Source organism: Billgrantia sp. Q4P2 (genome assembly GCF_052806135.1).
Window position 1 is genome coordinate 159170 of sequence record NZ_JBRBAI010000005.1, and the last position, 24344, is coordinate 183513.

Sequence of the window (24344 nt, forward strand, 5' to 3'; positions counted from 1 at the left end):
CAGAACGGTGGGTCAACGTACTGAGGTCAACGCACTCTCGTGCGTGAAACCTCATGCGAGATAGCGCCGTCCGGCGGGTTTCCGGGCCGAAGTGGCATCACCGTCCCCCTCCGCCGGCGGCTTGATCTCCCCCGCCTGCAGCCGCCGCCAGGCGGCCTCGTCGAGCCAGCCGCGCTCGGCCAGCCAATCCGCCAGCCGCGGCGGCTCGAAGCCCATGTCCAGTTCGCCGCCGGCTTCGTCCGCCAGCACCGGAATGCGCACGCCGTAGCGTTCCATCAAGTCCACGTTCTCGCTGATCTCCACCCTCTCCAGCCGATATTCACCGCGATGCAAGACTACCAGCAAGGCCTCGAGCCGTTCACACAGATGACAGCCCAGGGTGGTGTACAGCGTCAGAGGTGTCATGCGGCCTCCCGGTGACGAATCAGGAACACGTGGTGAATGTCCGGGCGACGGTTGAAATCCGGGTCGAAGGTGCGCGCCGAGATGTCCTCCACCGCAAAGCGGTCGGCCACCCCCTCGTCGAGCTGGAAGCGGCGCTGGTTGTTGGAGAACACCAGGGTGCCGCCCGGTGCCAGGCGTGCCATGGCCAGTTCGACCAGACGCCCATGGTCGCGCTGCACGTCCAGCGTACCCTCCATTTTCTTGGAGTTGGAGAAAGTCGGCGGGTCGAGGAAGATCAGGTCGAACTCGGCCCTGGCGGTTTCCAACCAGCGCAGGCAGTCGTCGCGCACCACCCGGTGGCGTGACGGGTCGAGCCCATTCAGGGCGAAGTTGTCGCGCGCCCACTCCAGGTAGGTATTGGAAAGGTCGACGCTGACGCTGTCGCAGGCCCCGCCCGTCTCATCGCTGCCGAGCGCCGCCTGCACGGTGGCCGCCGCGGTGTAGCAGAACAGGTTGAGGAAGCGCTTGCCTGCGGCCATTTCGCCCAGCATGCGCCGCACCGGGCGATGGTCGAGGAACAGCCCGGTATCGAGGTAGTCGCGCAGGTTGACCCACAGCCGGGCACGCCCTTCACGCACCTGAAAGCGCTCCCCGCTGCTGGCCTGCTTGCGGTACTGGGCCTTGCCGCTCTGCTTCTCGCGGCGCTTGATTACCACTTGGCCGGGGTCGACGTCGAGTACCTCGGGGATCACCTGCAGCGCGTCGAACAGGCGCTTCTGCGCCTGGGCGGCATTCACCGAGCGTGGCGGCGCGTACTCCTGCACGTGCACCCGGCCGTCGTAGACGTCGACCGCCAGGGCGTATTCGGGCATGTCGGCGTCATAGAGCCGGTAACAGGTCTCGCTCGATTGCTTGAGCCACTTCTTGAGCCGCTTGCGGTTCTTCTCCAGGCGGTTGGCGAACATCTGCGCGCCTTCGCTGCGCGGCGCAGTGGCGGCACCCGCCCCGCCCTCCTCGGCCTGGCTCCCTCCGGAAGGAACGTCCATCAGCAGCAACTTGGCCTCCAGCGGCCCGTTCTTCAGCGAGTACTGCTTGTCGGCGCGCATCCCGATACGATGGCCAAGGTCAGGATTGGCGGTGAATACGGCCAGACGCCAACCGGGGAAAGCATTGCGCACGCCCTCGCCCAGCTCACGGTAGAGCGACACCAGCTCAGGCAACTCGCCCAGGCGCTCGCCATAGGGCGGGTTGGTGATGACCAGACCGCTCGCCTCCTCGTCCAAGCCATCGGGGCGCTGCAGTTGATTGAGCGAAGCCCCCGAGAATTCGATCAGCGCCGGGATGCCCGCCCGCATGGCATTGGACTTCGCCGCTGCCAGCGCCGGGGGGCTCTCATCGAAACCATAAAGGCGGTTACGGCAACGCTTGCGCCCGATGCTGGCGCGCGCCTCGGCCTCGCGCTTGAGTTCGGCCCACAGCGCCTCGTCGTGCTGTGCCCAGCCGTGGAAGCCGAAGCGTACCCGGTTCAGGTTGGGCGCCATGTCGGCGGCCATCAGCGCCGCCTCGATCAGCAGGGTGCCGGCACCACACAGCGGATCGACCAGCGGTGCGCCGTCGCGCAGGCGTTGCGGCCAGCCGGCACGGATCAGCAGCGCAGCGGCCAGGTTCTCCTTGAGCGGGGCATGGCCCACATCGCGCCGATAGCCGCGCCGGTGCAGGCTCTCACCCGAGAGATCCACGCCCAGCGTCAGCCGGCCCCGGTGCAGGTGGGCGTAGAGCCGCAGGTCGGGGCGCTGCAGATCGACACCGGGGCGCGACAGACCCCGTGCCTGCAGGGCGTCGACCACACCGTCCTTGACGGTCTGGGCGCCGAAACGGGTATGGCGAATCTGCTCGCTGCGCCCATGGAAGTCTACCGCCAGGGTCGCACCCGGGCGCAGGTGGCTGGGCCAGTCGACGCCGGAAACCGCCCGGTGCAACTCCTCGGGGCGCTCGATGCCCTCCTCGCGCAGCAGGCACAGCACGATGCGATTGGCCAGCCGTGACCACAGGCAGGCGCGATAGGCAGCCTCGAGATCGGCGTGGAAATGGACACCGGCCACCGTCGTCTTGCGCGGCTCGGCTCCCAGCGTGCGCAGTTCGTCGGCGAGCAGCTCTTCCAGCCCCTTGGGGCAGGTTGCCAGAAAGGTCCGTGTTCCGCGTTGGGATGACTCACTCATGTCACATTCCCGCCCCCTTCGGCCGGGCATATTCACTTCGTTACAATTTTGTCTCGCTCTTATGACGAAACATAGGTCGACAATGGCCCCCATGATGGGCTAAGACTAGTCATGGTAGCTACTGTAAAGACGCATGCGTCCACTCTGCGGGTCTCTATTGGGCCCGCATGACCTCGCTCTGCCGTCGTTAAAGGATTGAATAACGGCTAGGCGAACGGTGGAACGCCGGGGCGTGCATGTCGCGCGCTCCAATTTGGTACCTTGACAAGAGGTCATCCGATGAAAAGACAGAAACGTGATCGCTTCCAACGCGCCTATCTCCATGGCTACAAGGCCGGTATTTCCGGGCGCTCCCGCGACGACTGTCCCAGTCAGGATGTCAACATACGCGAATACTGGATGAGTGGTTGGCGTGAAGGCCGAGGAGACCAATGGGCCGGCATGACCGGCGTCTCCGGGATTCACAAGAACCCGATGGTAATGTAACGACTTTCCCACCAACCTATTGTCCTTTGCCTCCGCCAGGTGGCGAGGAATGAGCTAAGCCCGTGCCATGCACGGGCTTTCTTGTTGCGTTGCTCGACCAGCCAGCCCTCACTCGACCCCTTGCCCGGTCAACGCCTGTTCATGTCACCCGCTGCCTTCAGCGCCCGGGCGCACTCGCCCACCAGCGCCGGCCCGCGGTAGATGAAGCCCGAATAGAGCTGCACCAGGTCGGCGCCTGCCTCGACCTTGGCCAGCGCCGCTTCACCGCTGTCGATGCCGCCCACCCCGATGATCGGCAGCTCGGGCAGACAGCGGCGCAGCTCGCGAATGACCCGGTTGGAGGGCTCGAAGACCGGCCGCCCCGAGAGACCACCCTGCTCGTCGGCATGGGCCAGCCCCGCCACCGCCTCGCGCGATACCGTGGTGTTGGTGGCGATCACTGCATCGATGCCGCTTGTGGCGATGCTCTCGGCCACCAGCCCCACCTCTTCGGCGCTCATGTCTGGAGCGATCTTGACTGCCAACGGTACCCGCCGGCCGGCCGCCTGATCCAGTCGAGTACCCGCCTCGCGCAGAGTGCCGAGCAAGGCGTCGAGATGCTCGCCGAACTGCAGGTTGCGCAGCCCCGGCGTGTTCGGCGAGGAGATGTTCACGGTCACGTAGTCGGCATGGGCGTGGACCTTCTCCAGGCAGATCAAGTAGTCGTCGACGGCACGCTCTACCGGCGTGGTGAGGTTCTTGCCGATGTTGATGCCGATCACACCGTCGAAACGGGCGGCCTTGACCCGCGCCACCAAGTGGTCCACCCCGGCGTTGTTGAAACCCATGCGGTTGATGATCGCGCCGCGCTCCGGCAGGCGGAACAGGCGCGGCTTGGGGTTGCCGTCCTGGGGCTTGGGTGTGACGGTACCGACCTCGACGAAGCCGAAGCCGAGCGCGCCCAGCGCATCGAGATGATCGGCGTTCTTGTCCAGCCCCGCCGCCAACCCTACCCGATTGGGGAAGCGCAGCCCCATCAGCTCTACGGGGTCGTCGACACGCGCACCTCCGAGGCGCCCCGCCAGCTTCAGCCGATGAGCCAGATCCAGGGCGGCGAGCGCATGACCGTGGGCGGTTTCGGCATCGAAGCGAAACAGGATCGAACGGGCAAGCGCGTACATGGCATCTCCTGGCGGTTGGGCGAGCGGTGATTGGCGAGGCGGGCGGATTATAGCAGCGCCGCAGGCCCAAGACGACGCGCCCCGCCATCAAGGCGGGGCGCGTTGCTGCACCACGAACGGGTCTACTGCCAGCCTCGTCAGCCCTCGCCGTTGCTCTCGGCCAGGTCGACCAGTTCACGCACCGCCACCGCGAACAGTGGGAAGGTCGCCTGGCTGCCGCTACGCACCTCGGCGATGAGGCGGCACCAGCGTTCGTGCAGCGAGGCATGCATGGTCAGCCAGTTGTCGACACGCTCATCGGGCTCGCGCCCATCCTCGGTCTTGAGCACACTGGTGGTGAGCGCCAGTTGCTGGCGATCGATATCGTCGCGGAAGGTCTCGCGGGCCTGGGCCTGCCAGCTGTCGCGGACGTCGAGGTTGCTCACCTGCTGGATCATCCAGGGCAATTCGAGCCGGTCGCCGATCTCGAAGAAGACCTCGGCGACACGCTGCGGCTTCTCATCGGTCAGGCGCGCCGCCTGGATGATGCCGAGTGCGCCATACAGGCTGCCCGAGGCGGCTACCGTGGCAGCCAGCTCTTCGGGCACCCCTGCAGCGAGCAGTTCGTCGCGCTTCTGCTCCCACCGGCTGCGTTCTTCGCCGCGCAGCAGCTCGCCGATGCCCTCCTGCAGCTGGGCGACGCGCGGCGCGAAGTACTCGATGGCGTCACGCGTGGAGAGACCCAGGCGCTGGCGCAGGAACCAGCGCGTGGTACGCCGAATCAGCCGCATCAAGCCGAGCATCATCGAATACTGCACCTGGCTCGGCACCTGGTTGTCCAGCGCCTCGATCCGCTCCCACAGGTCGCTGAGCTGGAAGCTGTCGCGGGCGATGATGTAGGCGCGGGCGATATCGGCACGGCTGGCCCCGGTGGAATCGATGAGCCGACGCACGAAGACGATGCCCATGTGATCGACCAGATCGTTGGCCACCTGCGTGGTGACGATCTCGCGCTTGAGGCGATGCGCGTACATCTCGTCGTGGAAGCGCTCGACCAGCACCCGCGGGAAGATTCGCTCCACGTACTGCTGGATATAAGGATCGTCGGGCACGTCGGAGGCCAGCACGTCTCCCTTGAGCACGCTCTTGGCGTAGGAGATCAGCACCGAGAGTTCCGGATGGGTCATGCCCTGGTCGGCATTGGCGCGCTCCTGCAACTCCTCGTCGGAGGGCAGGAACTCGAGCTCACGATCGAGCTGGCCGGCAGCCTCCAGCTCGCTGATGAAGCGCCGGTAGGGGCCGATGCCGAAGCGCGACAGCATCTGCGAGAGGTCGAGCGCCTGGGTCTGGCGATAGTTGTCGAGGATGACCAGGTCGGCCACCTCTTCGGTCATGTCGGCCAGCAGCTGGTTGCGCTGCTTCTCCGTCATGTCGCCGCGCTTGACCACCTCGTCGATCAGGATCTTGATGTTGACCTCGTGGTCGGAGCAGTTGACCCCGCCGGCGTTGTCAATGAAATCGGTATTGACCAGCACACCCTTGGCGGCAGCCTCCATGCGGCCGCGCTGGGTCAGGCCCAGGTTGCCGCCCTCGCCGACCACGCGGCAGTTGAGCTCGCTGCCGTTGATGCGCAGCGCATCGTTGGCCTTGTCACCGACCATGGCATCGGTTTCCAGGCTGCCCTTGACGTAGGTGCCGATGCCGCCGTTCCACAGCAGGTCGACATGGGACACGAGCATGGCGCGGATCAGGTCGTTGGGCGAAAGCCGGTCCTCCTCGATGCCGAACACCTCCTGCATCTGCGGCGAGATCGGAATCGACTTGGCACTGCGCTTGAAGATGCCGCCGCCCTCGGAGATCAACGAGGCATCGAAGTCCTCCCAACTGGAGCGCGGCATGTTGAACATGCGCTGGCGCTCGGCAAAGCTCGCGGCCGCATCGGGGTGCGGGTCGACGAAGATGTGCAGGTGGTTGAAGGCCCCAACCAGGCGGATCTTGTCGGAGAGCAGCATACCGTTGCCGAACACGTCACCGGCCATGTCGCCGATGCCGAGCACGGTGAACTCATCCTGCTGGGTATTCAGGCCGAGGTTGCGGAAATGGCGTTTCACCGACTCCCAAGCCCCGCGCGCGGTGATCCCCATCTTCTTGTGATCGTAGCCGTTGGCCCCGCCGGAGGCGAAGGCATCCCCCAGCCAATGGCCGTACTCGGCGGAGATCTCGTTGGCGATGTCGGAGAAGGTTGCCGTGCCCTTGTCGGCCGCCACCACCAGGTAGGCATCGTCGTCATCGTGACGCACCACGTCCTTGGGTGGCACCACTTCGCCGCCGATCAGGTTGTCGGTTACGTCGAGCAGCGCGCGGATGAAGGTCTTGTAGCAGGCGATACCCTCCTGCTGGATGGCGTCGCGGTCGCCGCCTTCGGGCAGGCGCTTGCAGACGAAGCCGCCCTTGGCCCCGACCGGTACGATGACCGCGTTCTTGACCTGCTGCGCCTTGACCAGGCCCAGTACCTCGGTACGGAAGTCCTCCTGGCGGTCCGACCAGCGCAGGCCGCCGCGGGCGACCTTGCCGCCACGCAAGTGGACACCCTCGACCCGCGGCGAGCAGACGAATATCTCGAAGACCGGGCGCGGCTTGGGCATGCCGGTGACCCGCTTGGGATCGAGCTTGTAGGCGATGTAGTCCTTGAACCTGCCATCGGCGGTTTGCTGGTAGTAATTGGTGCGCAGGGTGGCGCGGATCAGCTCCATGAAGCGGCGCAGCAGCTGGTCGTCGTTGAGACTGGCCACGCCATCGAGATGACGGGTGATGCGCTCGATGCAGGCTTCGACCTCTTCCTCGCCGGGACGCTTCTCGGGGTCGAAGCGCAGCTTGAACAGGGTCACCAGCTCACGAGTAATCTCCGGATAGCTGGTCAGTGTGGCGGCGATGTAATCCTGTGACATGCCGAAGCGAATCTGCTTCAGGTAGCGTGCATAGGCACGCAGCATGGCGACCTCGCGCCAGTCCAGGTTGGCAGTGATCACCAGGCGATTGAAGGCGTCGTTCTCGGCCTCGCCGCCCCAGATACGCTTGAACGCCTCGATGAACGGCTCGCGCATCTTTTGCAGGCTGACCTCGGTGGAGGTGTGATGCTCGAGGTCGAAGTCGTGCAGCCAGTAGCGTACGTCAGGCGTGACGATCTCGTAGGGCCGTTCGCCGATCACGCGCAGCCCCAGGTTCTCCATCACCGGCAGCACGTCGGAGAGCGGAATGGGGCGATTGCGCTGGAACAGCTTGAGATTGACCCCGCTGCCCTCCTCCTCCACCAGACGGTAGAGGGTGAGCGCCAGCGGCTCGCCGGCGTCGAGGTCGGCCAGATGCTGCAGGTCGAACACCGCGGTACGTGAGCCGAAGTCGTCCCGGTAGCTGGCCGGGAAGGCATCGCGGAAGCGATCCATCAGCCGGTTGGCCTGCTCTTCGCCGAAGCCTTCCACCAGCGCCTCGTGCAGCTCGTCGCGCCAGCTGCGGGCCAGCTGGGCCACCTTGGCTTCCAGGCGCTTGAGGTTGACTTCGCGGGGGGTATCGTCGCGGAAACGCAGGATGAACTGGATGCGGGCGAGGATCGACTCGGAAAGATAGGTGTTGAAGTCGCCGAAGGTCGCGTCGAGTTCCTCGCACAGCAGGTTCTGGATGCGCACGCGCAGGTCGGTGGAAAATACGTCTCGCGGCACGAACACCAGGCACGAGTGGAAGCGCCCGGAGCGGTCGGTGCGAATGAACAGCCTCACCCGGCGGCGCTCGCGAATGTCGAGGATCCCCAGTGCGGTACGGGCGAGTTCCTGGGTGTCGATCTGGAACAGATCGTCGCGCGGGTAGACCTCCAGTATCTGCAGCAGCTGCTTGCCGTTGTGGCCCTTGGGGTTGAAGCCGGCGATCTCCATCACGGCCTTGAGCTTGTGCCGCAGCAGCGGGATGTTGCGCGGCGACTCGTTGTAGACGCTGGAGGTGAACAGGCCGAGGAAGCGGTGCTCACCGATGACCCGGCCCTGCTCGTCGTAGCGGTCGATCGAAATGTAATCCGGGTAAGTGGGACGATGGACCCGGGCATGGTGCGAACTCTTGGCGAAGGAGAGCAGTTGGGGCAACAGCACGAAACGATTGCCCTCGATACCCAGCTCGGTGCGGATGCGCTCCCGGTAGCGCGGCAGATCCAGGCGGAATACGCCGAGTTCACTGCCCTCGGCCTTGACCAGCCGGTCGCCATCGGCGTCGGACTCGATGGTATAGGCGTCGTAGCCGAGGAAGGTGAAGTTGTCGCGTACCAGCCACTCGAGGAAGGCGATCGCCTCAGCGTGATCACCGGACTCGATCTGCTCGGGGCGGCCGGCCTTGAGCTCGGCGATTGCCTCATGGGCGCGCTCGCTCATCGCCTCGTAGTCACCCACGGCGATGCGCACGTCACGCAGCACCTCCTGCAGCGACTGTTCGATGTCGGCCAGCACCTCGGGGTTGGAGTGACGATCGATCTCGATGGCAATCAACGACTCACGCTTGTCGGGTGCATTCGCTTCGCGCGGCGAACCGACCTGCAACAGGTCATGGCTGCGGTTGCGCTCCACCGCCAGCACGGCATTGTGGATCGCATGGACGGTCAGGCCACGCCGGTTCAGCTCGATACGCACCGAGTCGACCAGGAACGGCATGTCCTCGTGCAGCACGGCGACGAAGGTGTGCGAAGACTGCCAGCCATGCTCCTCGAAATCGGGATTGAAGACGCGCACCTTGGGCGAGGCGTGATCGAAGTGCTGGATGAAGTGCCATACCGATAGGGTGGCCCCGTAGAGATCGTCCAGCCGGCGGTCGGCCAGGTCCTCCAGCGGGACCGTGGCGTAGAAGTGGCGGGCAAAAGCCTCGACTTCTTCGGCCCGCGCCTTCTCGAGTCGGCTATCCAGGCGTTCGCGCAGCTGCTTGAGAATTTCCTGCCGGCCAACTTCGATCGTCTCGTATTGCATCCCTCACCTCGGCTGCCTGGGGCCGTGTCTCGGCCCTGGGAAAGAATCGGCGTGACCCGCGGCCACGTGTCGGGAAGCTTACTGTAGCCCTGCGCCACACCCTATCGACTTGCCAGTCTTCTCATGGAGCATGTCGCTTGTGCATCGAGACTGAACGTTTCGCTACTTGACAGCGTCGATTCTTTCCGAGCCGAGGCGAGCGAGTCAGGCGGGCTTCCTTTCCAGCAACACCCCGCATTCGCAATGATGGGTCCAGGGAAACTGGTCGAATAGCGCAAAACGGGTAATCCGATGAGTGCGGCTCAGCGACTCCAGGTTGTGCTCCAATGTATCCGGGTTGCATGAAATATAGACGATTCGCGAGTATTCGCTCAGCTGACGGCAGCTGGCCTCGTCGAGGCCGGCACGCGGAGGGTCCACCAGCACGGTGGAGAAGTCGTACTCCTCCAGCGCCATTTCCGTCACTCGCCTGCCTCCCTTCTCGCCCTTGAGTGCGGCGCTGAACTCCTCGGCCGACATGCGCCCCACCGCGGCGTTGCCGATGTCGTTGGCCGCCAGGTTCTGCTGGGCACTGGCGACCGAGGTGCGCGAGATCTCGGTGGCCAGCACACGGCGGAAGTTCTCGGCCAGCGCCACGGTGAAGTTGCCGTTGCCGCAGTAGAGCTCCACCAGGTCGCTCGCCTGGCTACCCCGGGTCACGTCCCGCGACCAGGCCAGCATGGCGCGGCTGATCTCGGCATTGGGCTGGGTGAAGCTGTTCTCCACCTGCTGGTAATGGAAGGTGCGCCCTTCCACCTCCAGCCGCTCCCAGACATGGTCGCGCTCGAGCACCAGGCGCTGCTTGCGTGAGCGGCCGATGATGCTGACGTCGAGACGCTGCTGCAGCTGCCGCGCCTGCTCTTCCCAGGCCGCATCCAGCGGCCGGTGGTAGATCAGCGTGACCAGTGCCTCCCCCGACAGGGTGGTCAGGAATTCGACCTGGAACAGGCGCCGGCGCAGCACGTCGCTCTCCAGCAGCACCTCGCGAAGCCGTGGCATCAGTTCGTTGATGCGCCGGCTGGCCACCGGATAGTCGTCGAGCCGGATCACCCGCTTGTGCTTGGGATCGTCGGGATCGACCTCGAACATCGCGTAGTAGAGGTCGTCACCTTCGTGCCACAAGCGAAACTCGCAGCGCTGTCGATAATGGCTCGGCGGCGAGGGAAAGACCTCCAGCTCAGGCGGGCCGAAGCGTCGGAACTGCTGGCTGATGCGCTCGCGCTTGGCCTCGAGCTGCTGGTCGTAGCGTGTGGGGTCGACAACGGGAATGGACACGGCATCTCCTGTCGTGGGCAGGGAGTATTGAACGAAAATCAGCCGACGATCAGCAGGCGCGGTTCGTCGAAATCGAAGGTGACCAGTGCCCGGGACAGCCTGGCATCGGGCGCCGTGGCCAGGCTCTGGTCGCGCCCCGCCCTGGGAGCCGGGCCGTTGACTACCTGCACCGTGCGCCTGGCAATGGCCTCGCTGGAATCGACCAGGTGCACCGGCCGGGGGAACGCGGCGGCCAGCCGTTCGCCAAACAGCGGAAAGTGGGTACAGCCAAGCACGACGGTATCGAGGTCGGGCTCCCTCCACAGGGGCTCCATGACGGTACGGATGATGGCCTGGTCTGGCTCGTCGCCGGCAAGCAGGCGCTCGGCCTCGCGCACCAAGGGGTCGGCTGCCACCCGCGTGACCCGGCAATCCCTGGCGAAGGCTTCGATCAGGCGGTCCGTATAAGGCCGTGCCACGGTGGCGCTGGTCGCCAGCAGACCAACATGGCGGCTGACGCTCAGGGCGGCGGCAGGCTTGATCGCCGGTACCGTGCCCACCACTGGCACCGTCAAGTGGGCGCGCAAGGCATCCAGCGCCAGGGTACTGGCGGTGTTGCATGCCACCACCAGCACGCAGCAGCCGCTGGCGGCCACCGCGGCATCGCACACCGCGAGGATACGCTCCACCAGCCAGCCATCGGGGCGCGTGCCGTAGGGCAGCATGGCATTGTCACAGGCATAGACCAACGCGGCATCGGGCAGCCAATGCCTGAGCGGCGGAACGACCGACAGGCCGCCGACACCGGAATCGAAGATCAGTATCGGGCCGGGCATGGCAAAACGAAGCTCATGGAAATCGCTCGGCGGCTACTAGAAAGGGACCTATTCTAGCAGCATGCCGAGCGAGCAGAAGCCTCCATTCGCCGGTCGGTATTGCGTCATCCGCTCTCAGGCAGCCGGTTCCTCAGCTTCGCGCAGCTCGGCGTAGAGCTCCGGATAGGCTTCCTGGAGCCGTTCCAGCTTGGCCGCAGCCCCCTCGGGCAGCGCCTGGGCCAGGCATTCCAGGTCGTGGTCGTCGAAGTGATCGCCAATCAGCGGGAAGAGCAGTTCGCGCTCGTCACGCAGATAGGCACGATGCGCATCGAGGTAGGCCTTCAGGTCAGCGGCGAAGCGGTCCATCGGGACCACCGCATCCATGAGAATCATGTCGATATCGTTGGACAACCGCATCAGGCGCGGTCTGAGGGCCTGGTAGTCGCTCGATAAACGCTCGGTGAGTTCCTTGCTCTCGGGAGCCAGGGCTTGCAGCCTCTCCGAGCAGACACGCTCCAGCGGAATGGTGAACCCTTCCATGTAGTCGAGAATATAGTCGACAACCTCGCGAACCAGCTGGAAATTAGGGCGTTCACCGGCCACCAAGGCCTTTTGCTTGAGCTGAAGAACGTGCAACATGCGCGCCATATTGGCATGATCCTGACGCAACTGGGTCAGCATGGGCATGTCGAGGCCTCCTCTAACGATGAGCGGGTATAGGGATTGGATTCTCGGGACCGGAGCAGGTTCAGTCTTGTCGCTATCGGGCTACGGCCTCGTCGCCAACAAGACACGGCACGAAATGGCAGGATGCAGTCTCCAACCTAGACCCTTTGGCCCAATCCCGCACATCGCCTAAGGTCGTATTGCCAGCCACGAATCACTACGCATCGCAGCCTCTGCGCATCACACTCCGCGGCAACGCCGGGCAGCACAAGGAGAACTCACCAATGGACCTTTTCGGCCAGGCGCCTGACGACTCTGCACCGCTGGCCTTTCGCATGCGCCCCCGGCGCTTCGACGACTACGTGGGCCAGCAAGCCCTGGTCGGGCCGGGCAAGCCACTGCGGCGCATGGCCGAAACCGGCAGCGTGCGTTCGATGATCCTGTGGGGGCCGCCCGGTACCGGCAAGACCACCCTGGCCGAGATCCTCGCCGAGCACTCCGGCGCGCACCTGGAGCGGTTGTCGGCGGTCATGGCCGGGGTCAAGGAGATCCGCGCCGCGGTGGAGCGAGCCCGTGCGGTGCAGGGCCAGGGGCGCCCCACCCTGCTCTTTCTCGACGAGATCCACCGGCTCAACAAGAGCCAGCAGGACGCCCTGCTGCCCCATGTGGAATCGGGCCTGCTGACGCTGATCGGCGCCACCACCGAGAACCCTTCATTCGAAGTCAACTCCGCGCTGCTCTCGCGTGCCCGCGTGTATGTGCTCACTGCGCTCGACGATGAGGAACTCATCGAAGTGATGCGGCGCGCCCTGAACGATCGCGAACGCGGGCTGGGCGAGCGTCGCATCGCCGTCGATGACGAGGTGCTGGGCATGCTGGCCCGCGCTGCCGCCGGCGATGCACGCCGCGCCCTGGGCATGCTGGAAACCGCCTGCGACTTCACCGTGCCCGAGGGCGATGGCGAGCGCCTCCCCCGCGAAGCGCTGGATGCGGCGCTCGGCCACCAGGCCAGCGCCTTCGACAAGCAGGGCGACTATTACTACGACCTGCTTTCGGCGATCCACAAGTCGGTGCGCTCGTCGCGCCAGGATGCCGCCCTGCTCTACATTGCCCGCTTCATCCAGGGCGGCGGCGACCCGCTCGATGTGGTGCGCCGGCTGGCAGCCATCGCCTCGGAAGACGTCGGCAATGCCGACCCGCGCGCCCTGCCACTGGTGATGGCGGCCTGGGACGCCTACCTGCGCCTGGGCGACTACGAGGGCCAGCGCGCCATCGCCCACGCCGCCATCCACCTCTCCATCGCGCCCAAGAGCAACGCCATCGATCAGGCGTGGAAGCGCGCCAAGGCGTTCGTGGCTGCCCAGCCACGCCTGGAGGTCCCCACCTACCTGCGCAACGCCCCGACCAAGCTGATGGAGTCGCTGGGCCACGGTCACGGCTATCGCTACGCCCATAACGAAGCGGAAGGCTACCCGGCGGGCAGCGCCCACGACTGCTGGCCGGAAGAGCTGCCCCACGAAGCCTTCTACCAGCCCAGCGAGCATGGCCAAGAGAAGCGCTACGCCCAGCTGATGGCCTGGCGTGCCGAGCTGGATGCGCGGGCCGACCGCGGCGAGGAAGAGGGATAGCAGCCGACTCAGGCATGGCGCAATCAGGGCAACGACAGCAAACGTCCCGCCAAGTCGGCGGGACGTTTGGTATCGGATCAGGCTCCCTCATGCTGACCTACCGCCCTCACCCCTCGATGTTTTCTTGCCCCTGCGTCTGGCGATGATAGAAGAAAAGATAGGCAAGCCCGAGCGGTGCGATGAAGATGGCAAAACTCCAACAGAGCGTCATAGTGAATATCTTCACCACCAGCAGCATCACCGCATTGACGAAGAACACATTGTCTCCCAGCAGGAATCCCACCGCCTGTTCGTAAATGAAGCGCGAATAGGGGTACAACAAGGCATTAACGGTCAGCAACAGCAGCTGATCCATGCGCACTTGCCCATCTCCCTGCGTGATAGCAAATACGATCAACGCCGACATTCCGATGCCGAAGAACAGCTGGCGCAAGAAGTAGCGAAGTGAAAGACCACCGAATGTCGTGGCAATGAAATGACGCATTGATTTTCCCTTTGTCGATCTTTCTTCTTTTCACATGGCCAGGCTCGGCGCATGCGCGTTCAATACCCACAATGTCAACAAGAATCAATTATTTAACGCATAGCCCAGCGCTCCATGGCCTCCCTGGGGTGCCGGGGTGGGATGCTCTTCCGGTGATGCGTTCGCCTCGACAGGCATGTCCACACCGCGCCAGGCGAAGAAGCGATAATGCCGGCTGCCCACGCTGGCATTGGCGCCCCCGGCCTGGAATTGCAGTTCCTGGTCGTCGGCATGGCGATCATGAATGCCATAGCGGAACAGGTATGCGACATCACTATTTCTCGTGAAGGTCTCCTCGAGTTCGTTTCGCGCCGACTCGCTGCCGACCCGGGCCATCCACAACCCGGCAAGCTTGCCTTCCGTTGCCAGCTGCCGTTGTGCATAGCGGCTGATCTCATTGTTCGCCGTATAATGCTGGCGATGGATGGCCCGCGCTTCCCGGTCGACCTCCTTCAGCCAGCCCCACTGCGCTTCCAACTCTGCCAGTGCCTGTTCGACCTCCTCAGCAGTGGCAACGATATCCTCCCACTCGTCCGGCCGGGTCAAAGAGGCCGTAGGCACGCCCAGCACACCGCTTGGCGTACGGCTCGGCAATGCGCCGAGACGAGCCTCCAGCGCAGCCCTGGTATCGCGGTAGATCAGGTAGCGCTTGGCCAGCCAGGACAGGTACAGCTCGGCATGAAAGAGGAAGCTCTCGGCGCTTGGCTCTCGGTACTTGCGGGTCGCTTCGGCATAGGCCGCCGCCAGCGAAGGCAGCGTATGGCCATCGATCTCGTCATCGACCATGAAATAGGCTGCCACATCGGGTTTACTCTGGTAGAGCTGTTCCAGGCTGGGCACCGGAACGCCGGCCCGATGCGCCATACGGTACATTCGATGCAACGCATAGCGCGACAGCTCGGCACTGACCTTCTGCTCGCCGGGCTTGAGGCCACCGCCAACATCCTCGCTGATGCCAGGCAGCAGCTCCTCGTGCCAGTTGGCCCGCTGCCCGCCAAGGGGGCGGCAGCGGCGGGTGATCCGCCGCTCCTGGGCGGCGATCAGGTGCACGGCCCGGCGGCAGGCAGGGTGCAACGGGCCGCCATCATCAATGGCCGTGACCGTGGGCAGCGGCGCTTCCAATAACCCCATATCGGGATGGGTGCGGTGCACGCAATCGAACAGCCCGGCAAAGGCGACCACCACTGCGGCGTCCTGGTAGCGGTAGGTATCGCCCTGGCGTTCGCATCGCTTGTCGAGCAGCTCGCGGATAAAGGCCTTGGCCAGGGCCGCGCCGAAATCGAAGCCGAACACCGAGACACGAATGGTGCCCAGCGGCATGCCGGCCGAATTCGCTAGCGTGACTTCTTCCTCGAACTCGCGGATCGCCTTGGTCAGCCGAGATGCCGCGCCGCTGGTCAGCAGGTGCGCCATCAGGGGGCTGTCGCGAAGCGGTGACCAGGATTCAACGCCAAGGTGCGCGACGCTATAGAGCGGTGCCTTTAGCCAGCTCTTGAGCGAGCTGAACTGCTCGGCCAGGGTACGCCGGGAGGTTTCCCACCAGGCACGCCCGCTCTCTTCCAGCAGACCACTCCCAACCGCTTCGCGGATGCTACCACTCATTAGCTTCTTGAGGGTGTTGCCCGCCTCATCAGGCGCCATACGCCCCACCGTTGCCAAGCTCTCGGACACTCCACTCTCCAGCGGTGTGCCCAGGCCGGGAAGATAGAGCTTGCGAAAACGTCGACCTGGCTGATCGCTCATCTGATCGGGGAATGTTTCGTAGAGACGTGCCACATTGCTAAACCGTCCATCGGATTCATCTCGCTCAGCGTGGCGCCCAATGCCATCGAAGAAAACACCCACCTCCAAGACGCTATGACACGTCATGGTGTCCAAAGCGGTTATATCCTCGGCAATAGCGCTTAGCGCCTCGCAGTTGGCAAGGATTTCCTCTTCGGTCATGGGGCACTTGCCTCTTCGACTTGGTCCAAGCGCTTCGGTAAATGGTCATAGGGCGACACCAGATTGGGGCTCCAGCCCAGCTTGACCCCGTGATTGGGCAGAAAATGCACGTGCAGGTAGCGGTCTTCCCGCGTGCGCTCTGGCATGGAAAGCGTCACATGACGTCTTTCGGGCTCATCGCCACGTTCGAACTCCTCGACGGTCCGTCCATACACCCACTCCACTTCAGCGGTATCGCCGCTGATCCGCTGGCAGCACACGGTCCCACCCCCTCCATAAGGACCAAGATTCCCCCCCCAGCGATCATTGACCCAGAAACGATGGATAGGACGGTCAATATGGCTATGCCCACGTATCGAGGTATCCGTGGGCATGGGGTGCAAGTCTGGCAAGAAGAACAGCCACACGAAATAACCGGCAAACAGCACGCTCAACCCCCAGCGCGCCCCCTTGGGCAGGCCGTACCAGATATTGTCGACCAGCCAATCCCAGATCCAATTCACCAGCATTTATTGCTCCTGATAGCGGGCCACGTCCGGGCGCTTTGGCAGGTGGGCGTAAGGCGAAATCAAGTCCGAACTCCAGCCCAGCTTGACCTCGTGATTCGGTAGAAAGTGCACATGCAGGTAGCGGTCTTCTCGTGTACGCTCCGGAATAATAACGCGCAGGGTGTATTCCTTCTCATTCCGAGGCGGGTGTAACGCAAGTGCCTCAAGTGAGGTGTCGGTTCGTTTTCTTTCCTCGTACGCCTCATATTCTTCTTTTGTGGTGACATCGACATACCACAAGATTTCTACCTCATTCTTTATACCTCTGAATGACCAGCAGCATGTCATGCCAGACCAGCCATCCCAATGGCCCTTGATATATTGCCGCCTCTCGACGTCTTTCCAACCTTCGTCGTCTAGCCTTTTATGACCACCCCAGCTGTCGTTTACCCAATAGGTGACGACGGGGTTGTGGGTATGGTTATGGCCTACAAGAGTAGCCTTTTGAACATGAAAAATAAGCCAAGTTACAAAAGCAACAAAAATGCCGAAAAATGTCCACCATACCCACAATGGAACAAGGTTGATATATCGGCGAAGGGGGCTGTAGATCACAAAATTCTCCCTAGCGCACCTGGCCAAGTAAGCGGCGATACACATAGGCCAGGCGCTCGCCGCGTTGAACCAGGCCCGCCTCGGTCGCGGCCAAGAGAGCGGCTTCCACTCGCTGCGAGCGCGCACAGGCGCACACGCCGGCAAAGAGCTCCGGGTACTGCTGGGTGAGCACGCGAATCGCGGTGCGTACCTCCGGATCGCCTTGCAGCGCCTGGTAAAGCGAGGTGGACAAGGTCAGCTTCCAAGGGGATGCCAGAAGCGCTTGCGCTTGCTCGGGCATGGCGCCTAGCGGCTGCCAGCTCGAATCATCTGCTGGCCACCACCACTGCTCGATGCCGCCGAAGAGCGCGAGGTGCCAATCGGCGCGGGTCTCGGCATGCAATTGCCGGATGACCTGGGGCAAATAGAATCTCAACAGTGCCGGTGGCTCACCCGCCGGATAGGCTACCATGGCGGGTGCCAGTTGGCTGGCCAGGCGCTGAGTCGCCATGCGGCTCTCGATCCAGGCATGCAGAGCGCAACCAAGCCCATGCTGAGCTGACAGCTCGGCCATCGACTCGAGCGTTACCTCGAACAGGCATGGCCCTTCAGCGGCCAGATGCGGCTGCCGGTCATCCTGCAGCAAAGGCCAGGCCGTGACACCTGGTGTCTCGAACAGCGCGGTGCGCGCAGCCGGATCGAGAAGGCCCAACTCGATCAGCGCGATGCGTCTGGGTGCTTCTTCTGCTGGCCAAGGGGTCCGTTGCCAGTCGACTGGAATCGTTGCGACCTCAGCCATGCTCTATTTCCCCGCCCGAACCATCGTTTGCCCCGAGGCCAACGCCTCCCGCCAGCACTCTTCGCATATCTCCGGCAACTTGAGGTGCGTGGTAAGCCGTGCATCATGCGTGACGCCCTCAATACGCTGATGCGCTTCAGCCATTGCCCGCCCCGGCAGCAGCGGCGTTTCGACGGCTTGGCCGGAACCCGAGCCGGGGCTGCCTCCGGCATTGATCCTGACCTTGGGGCCGACCAGGGTGACGCCGCCGTCGTCGAGCTTGAGGAAGCTGCCGCCAGCGTTGAGCGTCATTTCGCTGCCCGCTTCGAGCACTACCTTGTGACCGGCCTTGATGTGCAGCTCGCGACCGCATTCGCTGAGCCAGGCCTGGCCGGCCTTGACGTGCAGCGTGCCCTGTACCGTGAGGTGCTGGTTGGCGACGGTTTGCTCATGGCGCTCGCCACGCACGGTGTGGTGATCGTCGGCGTGAATCTCGCCGATGCGGTCGTGGTGCACGGTGAGGAAGCTGTCGTGGCCGATCTCTTCGGTGCGGTCGTTGTTCGTCAGCAGCTCCAGGTCCTTCTGGGCGTGGAGCCAGATCTGCTCCTGACCCGCTTCGTCCTCGAAGCGCAGCTCCTGGAAGCCTTCACCCTTGTGACTCTGGGTGCGGATGACGGTCCGGGTCTTGTTGGCCGGGAGTTCGTAGGGTGGTGTATTGACGGCGTTGTAGACCCGCCCGGTGATCAGCGGCTGATCCGGATCGCCCTCCAGGAACGATACGACGGTCTCATGCCCAATCCGGGGAATCGCCATGCTACCGTAGCCGCCGCCGGCCCAGCCCTGGCTCACGCGTACCCAGGCACTCGCCGTTTCATTCGGCTCGGCGTAGCGATCCCAGGGGAACTGCACCCTGACCCGGCCGTGCTCGTCGCAGTAGATCTCTTCTCCCTCGGGACCGACCACCACGGCGATCTGCGGGCCGTCGACGCGGGACTTGGGGTTGGGCTCGGGGCGCCAGGCCTGGTCGGCGGGCATCAGTACCAGTTCGTTATGGTACTTGGTCATGCCGCCTCCACTCTCTCCCACCCCTGAGCCCTGGTCGTCGCTCTGCAGGAATCCGTCCTCTTCCAGCGCCTGGGGCTGCTTGCCGTGGTGGACCACGCCGAGGACCTGCCAGTCGCGGTTGAGGTCATCGAGGTCGTGGTCGGTGAGCGCGAAGCGCACGCCTGGGGCAAGTTCGGGCAGGTCGCTCTCGGCATCGGCGGTGCTGGCGTTGTGGCGCAGCGCTTCGAGGCGAATACGGGTGAAGGCCTGGCCGGAGGCATCGGCCTTGTAGCGCCCGGGATAGTCGTAATGTTCGTAGTCGCTCCGCTGCCCGTGCGTCTCGAGATCGCGTGCGGCGTGGTCATGCAGCTGGGCATAGGCTGGGTTCTTGAACGAGTAGTCCTTGAGCGTGACCGAGGCCGGGGCAACCCGGGCGAACTGCTCGAGCTTGCGCACGTGGCGCGCGGGCGGCGTGCCCCCGGCGCGGCCGTGGTAGGTGCGCTCGCCCAAGTGGGGCAACACCTGAGGCGCATCGGCAAACACCAGGCGGTGGATGCCGTTCGGAGCATCCTCGCCTGTTTCGAAGAACTCGTGAAAGTAGAACAGGCCCTCTTCGGCGGCCAGGCGCTCGACGAAGGCCAGATCCGTTTCCCGGTACTGAACGAGGAACTCTCTTTCCTGCGGTTCGCGGGTGGCGGCGAAGACGATATCGATGAGGCCACGCTCGTCGCACAGGGTATTGATGACCGTGAGCGGCGAAACCTCCTGGAAGATGCGCGAGTTGTGGCGCAGGCCAAGGCGCCACAGCGCGGGACGGATCTCGACCCGGTAGAGGGTGCGGCGGTGGCCGCGGTCGCCACGGGCGAACTCGCTGACCACGCCATGAACGCGGCGCAGCACCTCGCCCTCCTGCCAGATCGTCAGGGTGGCCTCGCGATCGAGGATATCGGTGGCGGAGAGGCGGCCGTCACGGCTGGCGAAGCGCACGCTCAGTTCGAAGGGCTGGGACAGCGCTTCGGTGTGAGTGAACTCGATCACTGCCAGCTCGGCCTGATCGGCCCCGGCGAGCGCAAGGGTGAATTGCCATCCGGTAGCGTCGCGCATTACGCCTCCCTGCGTCTGCAGGTACAGTCGTTATCGTTTAATTAGTGAACGAGAATCCTCGCGCGAAGAGCTTACCAGCCACGAGAGAGAGTATCTGTGGCACTTGGCTGATAACGGTGTAGGAAATGACTTACAAAGGGGTAATTGTCCCAGTTGATGGCCTGGCGCGCCGAGCTGGATGCGCGGGCCGACCGCGGCGAGGAAGGCGAATAGCAACGCAAGCGCCGCCTCGAGGGCGGCGCTTTACGGCCAGCTTGGGAGGTCAGTGGGTATCGCGGATCACATCGGCCCCGTTGGGGATGTCGAACCTGAAACGGCTGTCGTCGATGGCATGGTTGGTGCGCACATCGCTGAACTCGATGACGGTCTCCTGGCCGGTACTGTCGATCATCTGCAGGGCCGCCAGGCGCTCGCCATTGAAGGTCATCTGCAGCTCTTCGAACAGAGTGTCGGGGGACTTCGGCACCAGGCGGAAGGTCTCGCTGCCGCCCTGCTGCTGGCGCGACACCTCGTAGCTCTCGGTGAGCTCACGGGCGCTGCCGGAGAGCAGCAGGGCCGGGGTATGGGTGACCCGCTGGTCGAGGGCCTGCACGGTGACCTGTTCCAGGTCGGGGTCGTAGAGGTAGACCTCGCGGCCGTCGGAGATCACTTCCTGCTGGTAGGGGGCATCGACCTCCCAGCGGAACTTGCCGGGGCGCGACAGCCACATGTGGCCGTTGGCCTGCTGCAGACGCTCGCCGCTGCCATCAAGGATCAGCTGTTCGAAACGCGCTTCGACGGTCTCCAGCGGCTCCAGCATGCGGGTCAGGCGCTCGGCGCCCTCGCTGGCCAAGGCGGCCGCCGGCATGGCGAGGGTCAGGGCCAGTGCAGCTAGGGTCTTCTTCATGCTCATCTTGTCTCTCCCTGGGCGGGTCCTGAATGGTGGATCCTGTCTCTCGGACTCGCTGCGTGCCGGCGGGTTGCATGGCCGCCGGCGCTTTCATGATTAATGCACGGTTGTCGCCTGGCGCCGCCGCGGGGCTCAGTTGCCCACCGGTGGCGGCGCCAGCACCTCGCGGCCGCCGTTGGACCCCATCGAGGAGACCACACCGGCCGCTTCCATCGCTTCCACCAGGCGCGCGGCGCGGTTGTAGCCGATCTTGAAGCGGCGTTGTACCGCTGAAATGGAGGCGCGGCGGCTCTCGGTGACGAACTGCACCGCCTCGTCGTAGAGCGCATCCTGTTCGGCATCGCCGCCACCCTCGCCGCCATCGGCTTCGAGCCCCGTCAGGGCGTCCGCCGAGACACCGCCGGCAAGGATCTCGTCGATGTATTCCGGCTCGCCGCGACGCTTCCAGTCCTCGACCACCCGGTGCACCTCGTCGTCATCGACGAAGGCGCCGTGCACGCGGGTCGGCAGCCCCGAACCGGCCGGCAGGTAGAGCATGTCGCCGTGGCCCAGCAGGTTCTCGGCGCCGCCCTGGTCGAGGATGGTGCGCGAATCGACCTTGGACGATACCTGGAAGGCCATGCGCGTGGGGATGTTGGCCTTGATCAGGCCGGTCACCACGTCGACCGAGGGCCGCTGTGTGGCCAGGATCAGGTGGATACCGGCGGCACGGGCCTTCTGGGCCAGACGGGCGATGAGCTCCTCGACTTTCTTGCCGACGATCATGAACATGTCGGCGAATTCGTCGATCACCACCACGATGTAGGGCAGCTTCTCGAGTACCGGCGGCGGCTCGTGCATCTCCCACGGCTGCGGTTCCCACAGCGGATCGGCGACCTGGGCGCCGGCGCGCTCGGCCTCGTCGAGCTTGCCGTTGAAGCCGGCGATGTTGCGCACGCCCATGGCGGCCATCAGCTTGTAGCGCCGTTCCATTTCGGCCACGCACCAGCGCAGCGCATTGGCCGCCTCCTTCATGTCGGTGACTACCGGTGCCAGCAGGTGCGGGATACCGTCGTAGACCGAGAGTTCCAGCATCTTGGGGTCGACCATGATCAGGCGCAGCTCCTCGGGCGTCGCCTTGAGCAGCATCGAGATCAGCATGGCATTGACCCCCACCGACTTGCCCGAACCGGTGGTGCCGGCCACCAGCAGGTGGGGCATCTTGCCCAGGTTGGCGACGACCGGGCCGCCGCCGATGTCCTGACCCAGCGCCATGGTCAACGCCGAGGCTTCCTGCTGGTAGCGGTCGGAGTCGATCACCTCGCGCAGGCGGATCATCGCCCGGTGCGGGTTGGGAATCTCGATGCCCACCGTGGGCCGCCCGGGGATCACCTCGACCACGCGCACGCTCTTGACCATCAGCGAGCGTGCCAGGTCCTTGGCCAGGTTGCTGATCTTGGAGACCTTCACGCCGGCAGCGGGCTTGATCTCGAAGCGGGTGATCACCGGTCCGGGCCAGGTATTGACGACCTCGGCCTTGACGCCGTACTCCCTCAGGCGGGTCTCGAGCAGCTCGGCCATGTCGGTCAGCTGCTGTTCGGTGTAGTTCTGCTGATGCGGTTCGGCTGGCGTGAGCAGGCGCAGGCTGGGCAGCTCGCCGTCCGGTTCCGGCATGTCATCGAGTACGGGGCGCTGGCTCTGCAGGTGCTCCACCGTCCACAGCGTCGGGCCGTCCGGCTCCTCCGCCGCTTCACGCGCCTGCTCCGCAGTCGCCACGCGACCTTCTCGAGCATCGCTGGCAGCCGGTGCGTCCTGCGGCTGGGAGGTCGACTCACGCCACGCACGCAGCCCTTCGGCCTGATCGGCGCAATGGCTCGACGCCTCTTGCCGCTCCTCCTGTCGCTCATCGTCACTGGCCGCGGCCGGCGAGGCACGCTCGAAGCCGGTAGCGTCGTCGTTCCGTTCGTCGTCCTCGAAACCGATATCGTTCCAGCTCAGGCGCGGCTCGTACGCATCGACCGGCTCTTCCGGCTGCAGGTCGCCGATCCCCGGTTCGCGCCGGGTCGCATCGAGCCGCTCGCCTGGCCTGGCCTGGCCGGTCACCTGCGACGGCGCTTCGGCAGGCACCTCGCGTGCGCTGTTCCTATCCCCGGCGTGTCCGGTAGCGGTATCGTCGCCCTCCGTTGCTCGCAGCGGCATGCCGGCGGCAGGGACAGGTTCATCGTCGCGGCTGGCCTTGAGCACCGTGGCCGCCGCCAGCGATTCGGGCGCACGCGCACCGCCAAGGCCCGGCCCCGGCGACGCCAACGGGGCAGCGGCAGGTTGCGGCGCGGGCGCCGTCTCGCCCTGGCGGGCGCTATAAGCGGCCTCCGGGCGCTTGGCCGAAGGGGTACGTTCGGGTACGTCCCAAGGGATGTCGGTGGCGCCGTCATCGCCGAAGGATGGCTCCAGCCCCGGCTCGCGCAAGGTCGGCGTCTCGCCCTCGGCCCTGGCATGGCGACGCTGCCAGAAACGCCAGCGCCGGCGCGGTGCCTCGTCTGGCGTTTCCGGCTCATCCTCCACTCGGCCGTCGTCATCGTCCCAATGCGGCTCGTGTCGGTCGCGCACCAGGCCGAACGGGGACGCCGCCCAGCGCCACAGGCGCAGGAAGCGGTGGCCGAGCTCATCCATCACCGTCAGCCAGGAGAGACCGCTGAAGAGGGGGAAGCCGCACAGCATCGCGGCCACCGCCAGCAGGCCGGTACCGCCCGACTCGACCAGGGGTACCAGGGCGCCGACCAGCCCCTCACCGAGGATGCCTCCCGAAGCATAGGGCAGCATGCTGTCCGGGCTGTAGAAATGCAGTGCTCCCAGCGTGGTCGTGCCCAGCAGCAGCAGCACCAGGCCGCCCAGACGCACGGCCACGGCCGTGGCATCCCATTCGATCCTGATCTTGCGCGTACGGATCAGCCGCCAACCGGCAAAGCCCAGCATACCGGGCCACCACAGGGCGCTGGCGCCGAACAGGGAGTAGAGCACGTCGGCCAGCCAGGCGCCGAAGGGGCCCATCCAGTTGGCAACGTCGGTTTCCGGGCCGCGGCGGGACCAGCCCGGGTCCGCCGGCTGATAGCTGAACAGGGCCAGCAGCAGGAACACGCATGCCGCCAACAGAATGATGGTCGCCCCTTCCCGGGCCACGCCATGCAGATGAAGCGCCAGGCGCGTGGTCGGCTGCTGGGAGTTCTCCTCCGCTGCGCGCCGTGGCACGCCCTTTTCCTTTACACTCAACTCGCCAACCCCCTCGCACCGTACCGGGACGGTGCCTTTCCGACTTACATGAAGCAGAATGAATCAGCCGCCATCATACCGGGACTGCAGCCCCCGGCACAGTGGCC

General features: G+C 64.8%; 17 protein-coding genes. 2 read left to right on the forward strand and 15 right to left on the reverse strand.

The window, feature by feature from the left end; genetic code table 11:
* Positions 1-51 precede the first annotated feature (51 nt).
* Together ACUY1T_RS11005 and rlmKL are read right to left on the reverse strand one after the other, a co-directional pair.
* Positions 52-405, reverse strand: coding sequence for a glutaredoxin family protein (locus tag ACUY1T_RS11005; RefSeq protein WP_446022714.1), 354 nt, complete (start codon positions 403-405; stop codon positions 52-54).
* Positions 402-2603, reverse strand: a complete 2202-nt coding sequence (rlmKL, locus tag ACUY1T_RS11010; RefSeq protein ID WP_446022715.1) for a bifunctional 23S rRNA (guanine(2069)-N(7))-methyltransferase RlmK/23S rRNA (guanine(2445)-N(2))-methyltransferase RlmL — start codon at positions 2601-2603, stop codon at positions 402-404. The genes ACUY1T_RS11005 and rlmKL overlap by 4 nt, the downstream gene beginning before the upstream one ends.
* A gap of 279 nt (positions 2604-2882) precedes the next feature.
* Between rlmKL and rmf the strand changes: the two genes are divergently transcribed.
* Entirely contained in the window at positions 2883-3089 is a 207-nt protein-coding gene (rmf, locus tag ACUY1T_RS11015) for a ribosome modulation factor (protein WP_111412507.1), read from the forward strand.
* Between the two features lie 128 nt (positions 3090-3217).
* Here rmf and ACUY1T_RS11020 read toward each other — a convergent pair whose 3' ends face one another.
* From ACUY1T_RS11020 to ACUY1T_RS11040, 5 genes are all read right to left on the reverse strand, one after another.
* Complete coding sequence (locus tag ACUY1T_RS11020; protein ID WP_446022717.1) at positions 3218-4249, reverse strand: quinone-dependent dihydroorotate dehydrogenase; 1032 nt, start codon at positions 4247-4249, stop codon at positions 3218-3220.
* A 137-nt stretch (positions 4250-4386) separates the two neighbouring features.
* Positions 4387-9225 carry an NAD-glutamate dehydrogenase gene (locus tag ACUY1T_RS11025; protein WP_446022719.1) on the reverse strand — a complete coding sequence of 1613 codons (4839 nt, stop codon included), beginning with the start codon at positions 9223-9225 and terminating at the stop codon, positions 4387-4389.
* Between the two features lie 204 nt (positions 9226-9429).
* A complete protein-coding gene (gene trmA / locus ACUY1T_RS11030) occupies positions 9430-10539 on the reverse strand; it encodes a tRNA (uridine(54)-C5)-methyltransferase TrmA (RefSeq protein WP_446022721.1) in 1110 nt (369 codons plus the stop codon).
* 38 nt (positions 10540-10577) lie between these two features.
* Positions 10578-11354, reverse strand: a complete 777-nt coding sequence (gene murI, locus ACUY1T_RS11035) for a glutamate racemase (protein WP_446022723.1) — start codon at positions 11352-11354, stop codon at positions 10578-10580.
* Between the two features lie 114 nt (positions 11355-11468).
* Complete coding sequence (locus tag ACUY1T_RS11040; RefSeq protein ID WP_446022988.1) at positions 11469-12014, reverse strand: hemerythrin domain-containing protein; 546 nt, start codon at positions 12012-12014, stop codon at positions 11469-11471.
* Positions 12015-12283: 269 nt separating this feature from the next.
* On the opposite strand from ACUY1T_RS11040, the gene ACUY1T_RS11045 reads away from it, so the two are divergent.
* Positions 12284-13627 (forward strand): replication-associated recombination protein A, encoded by a 1344-nt coding sequence (locus tag ACUY1T_RS11045; protein ID WP_446022725.1) that lies wholly within the window; start codon positions 12284-12286, stop codon positions 13625-13627.
* A 106-nt stretch (positions 13628-13733) separates the two neighbouring features.
* Here the strand turns inward: ACUY1T_RS11045 and ACUY1T_RS11050 are convergent, their stop codons facing one another.
* The 8 genes from ACUY1T_RS11050 to ACUY1T_RS11085 form a co-directional block, all read right to left on the reverse strand.
* A complete protein-coding gene (locus ACUY1T_RS11050; RefSeq protein ID WP_446022727.1) occupies positions 13734-14111 on the reverse strand; it encodes a hypothetical protein in 378 nt (125 codons plus the stop codon).
* Positions 14112-14195: 84 nt separating this feature from the next.
* Positions 14196-15926 (reverse strand): DUF2235 domain-containing protein, encoded by a 1731-nt coding sequence (locus ACUY1T_RS11055; RefSeq protein ID WP_446022728.1) that lies wholly within the window; start codon positions 15924-15926, stop codon positions 14196-14198.
* A 164-nt stretch (positions 15927-16090) separates the two neighbouring features.
* Positions 16091-16603: a DUF3304 domain-containing protein gene (locus tag ACUY1T_RS11060; protein WP_446022730.1), complete on the reverse strand. Its 513-nt coding sequence runs from the start codon at positions 16601-16603 to the stop codon at positions 16091-16093.
* Positions 16604-17197 carry a DUF3304 domain-containing protein gene (locus ACUY1T_RS11065; protein ID WP_446022732.1) on the reverse strand — a complete coding sequence of 198 codons (594 nt, stop codon included), beginning with the start codon at positions 17195-17197 and terminating at the stop codon, positions 16604-16606.
* Between the two features lie 10 nt (positions 17198-17207).
* Positions 17208-17975, reverse strand: coding sequence for a DUF4123 domain-containing protein (locus ACUY1T_RS11070; RefSeq protein WP_446022734.1), 768 nt, complete (start codon positions 17973-17975; stop codon positions 17208-17210).
* A 3-nt stretch (positions 17976-17978) separates the two neighbouring features.
* Positions 17979-20102, reverse strand: a complete 2124-nt coding sequence (locus ACUY1T_RS11075) for a type VI secretion system Vgr family protein (protein ID WP_446022736.1) — start codon at positions 20100-20102, stop codon at positions 17979-17981.
* A 262-nt stretch (positions 20103-20364) separates the two neighbouring features.
* The gene (lolA, locus tag ACUY1T_RS11080; protein WP_446022738.1) at positions 20365-20994 is read right to left on the reverse strand and encodes an outer membrane lipoprotein chaperone LolA; all 630 of its coding nucleotides are present in this window, start codon (positions 20992-20994) and stop codon (positions 20365-20367) included.
* A gap of 129 nt (positions 20995-21123) precedes the next feature.
* Positions 21124-24216: a DNA translocase FtsK 4TM domain-containing protein gene (locus ACUY1T_RS11085; RefSeq protein WP_446022740.1), complete on the reverse strand. Its 3093-nt coding sequence runs from the start codon at positions 24214-24216 to the stop codon at positions 21124-21126.
* Positions 24217-24344 lie beyond the last annotated feature (128 nt).

Coding starts and splice junctions, on each gene's coding strand:
- ACUY1T_RS11005 (WP_446022714.1), bottom strand. CDS start 405: ATGACACCTCTGACGCTGTACACCACCCTGGGCTGTCATCTGTGTGAA.
- rlmKL (WP_446022715.1), bottom strand. CDS start 2,603: ATGAGTGAGTCATCCCAACGCGGAACACGGACCTTTCTGGCAACCTGC.
- rmf (WP_111412507.1), top strand. CDS start 2,883: ATGAAAAGACAGAAACGTGATCGCTTCCAACGCGCCTATCTCCATGGC.
- ACUY1T_RS11020 (WP_446022717.1), bottom strand. CDS start 4,249: ATGTACGCGCTTGCCCGTTCGATCCTGTTTCGCTTCGATGCCGAAACC.
- ACUY1T_RS11025 (WP_446022719.1), bottom strand. CDS start 9,225: ATGCAATACGAGACGATCGAAGTTGGCCGGCAGGAAATTCTCAAGCAG.
- murI (WP_446022723.1), bottom strand. CDS start 11,354: ATGCCCGGCCCGATACTGATCTTCGATTCCGGTGTCGGCGGCCTGTCG.
- ACUY1T_RS11040 (WP_446022988.1), bottom strand. CDS start 12,014: ATGCTGACCCAGTTGCGTCAGGATCATGCCAATATGGCGCGCATGTTG.
- ACUY1T_RS11045 (WP_446022725.1), top strand. CDS start 12,284: ATGGACCTTTTCGGCCAGGCGCCTGACGACTCTGCACCGCTGGCCTTT.
- ACUY1T_RS11050 (WP_446022727.1), bottom strand. CDS start 14,111: ATGCGTCATTTCATTGCCACGACATTCGGTGGTCTTTCACTTCGCTAC.
- ACUY1T_RS11060 (WP_446022730.1), bottom strand. CDS start 16,603: ATGCTGGTGAATTGGATCTGGGATTGGCTGGTCGACAATATCTGGTAC.
- ACUY1T_RS11070 (WP_446022734.1), bottom strand. CDS start 17,975: ATGGCTGAGGTCGCAACGATTCCAGTCGACTGGCAACGGACCCCTTGG.
- ACUY1T_RS11075 (WP_446022736.1), bottom strand. CDS start 20,102: ATGCGCGACGCTACCGGATGGCAATTCACCCTTGCGCTCGCCGGGGCC.
- lolA (WP_446022738.1), bottom strand. CDS start 20,994: ATGAGCATGAAGAAGACCCTAGCTGCACTGGCCCTGACCCTCGCCATG.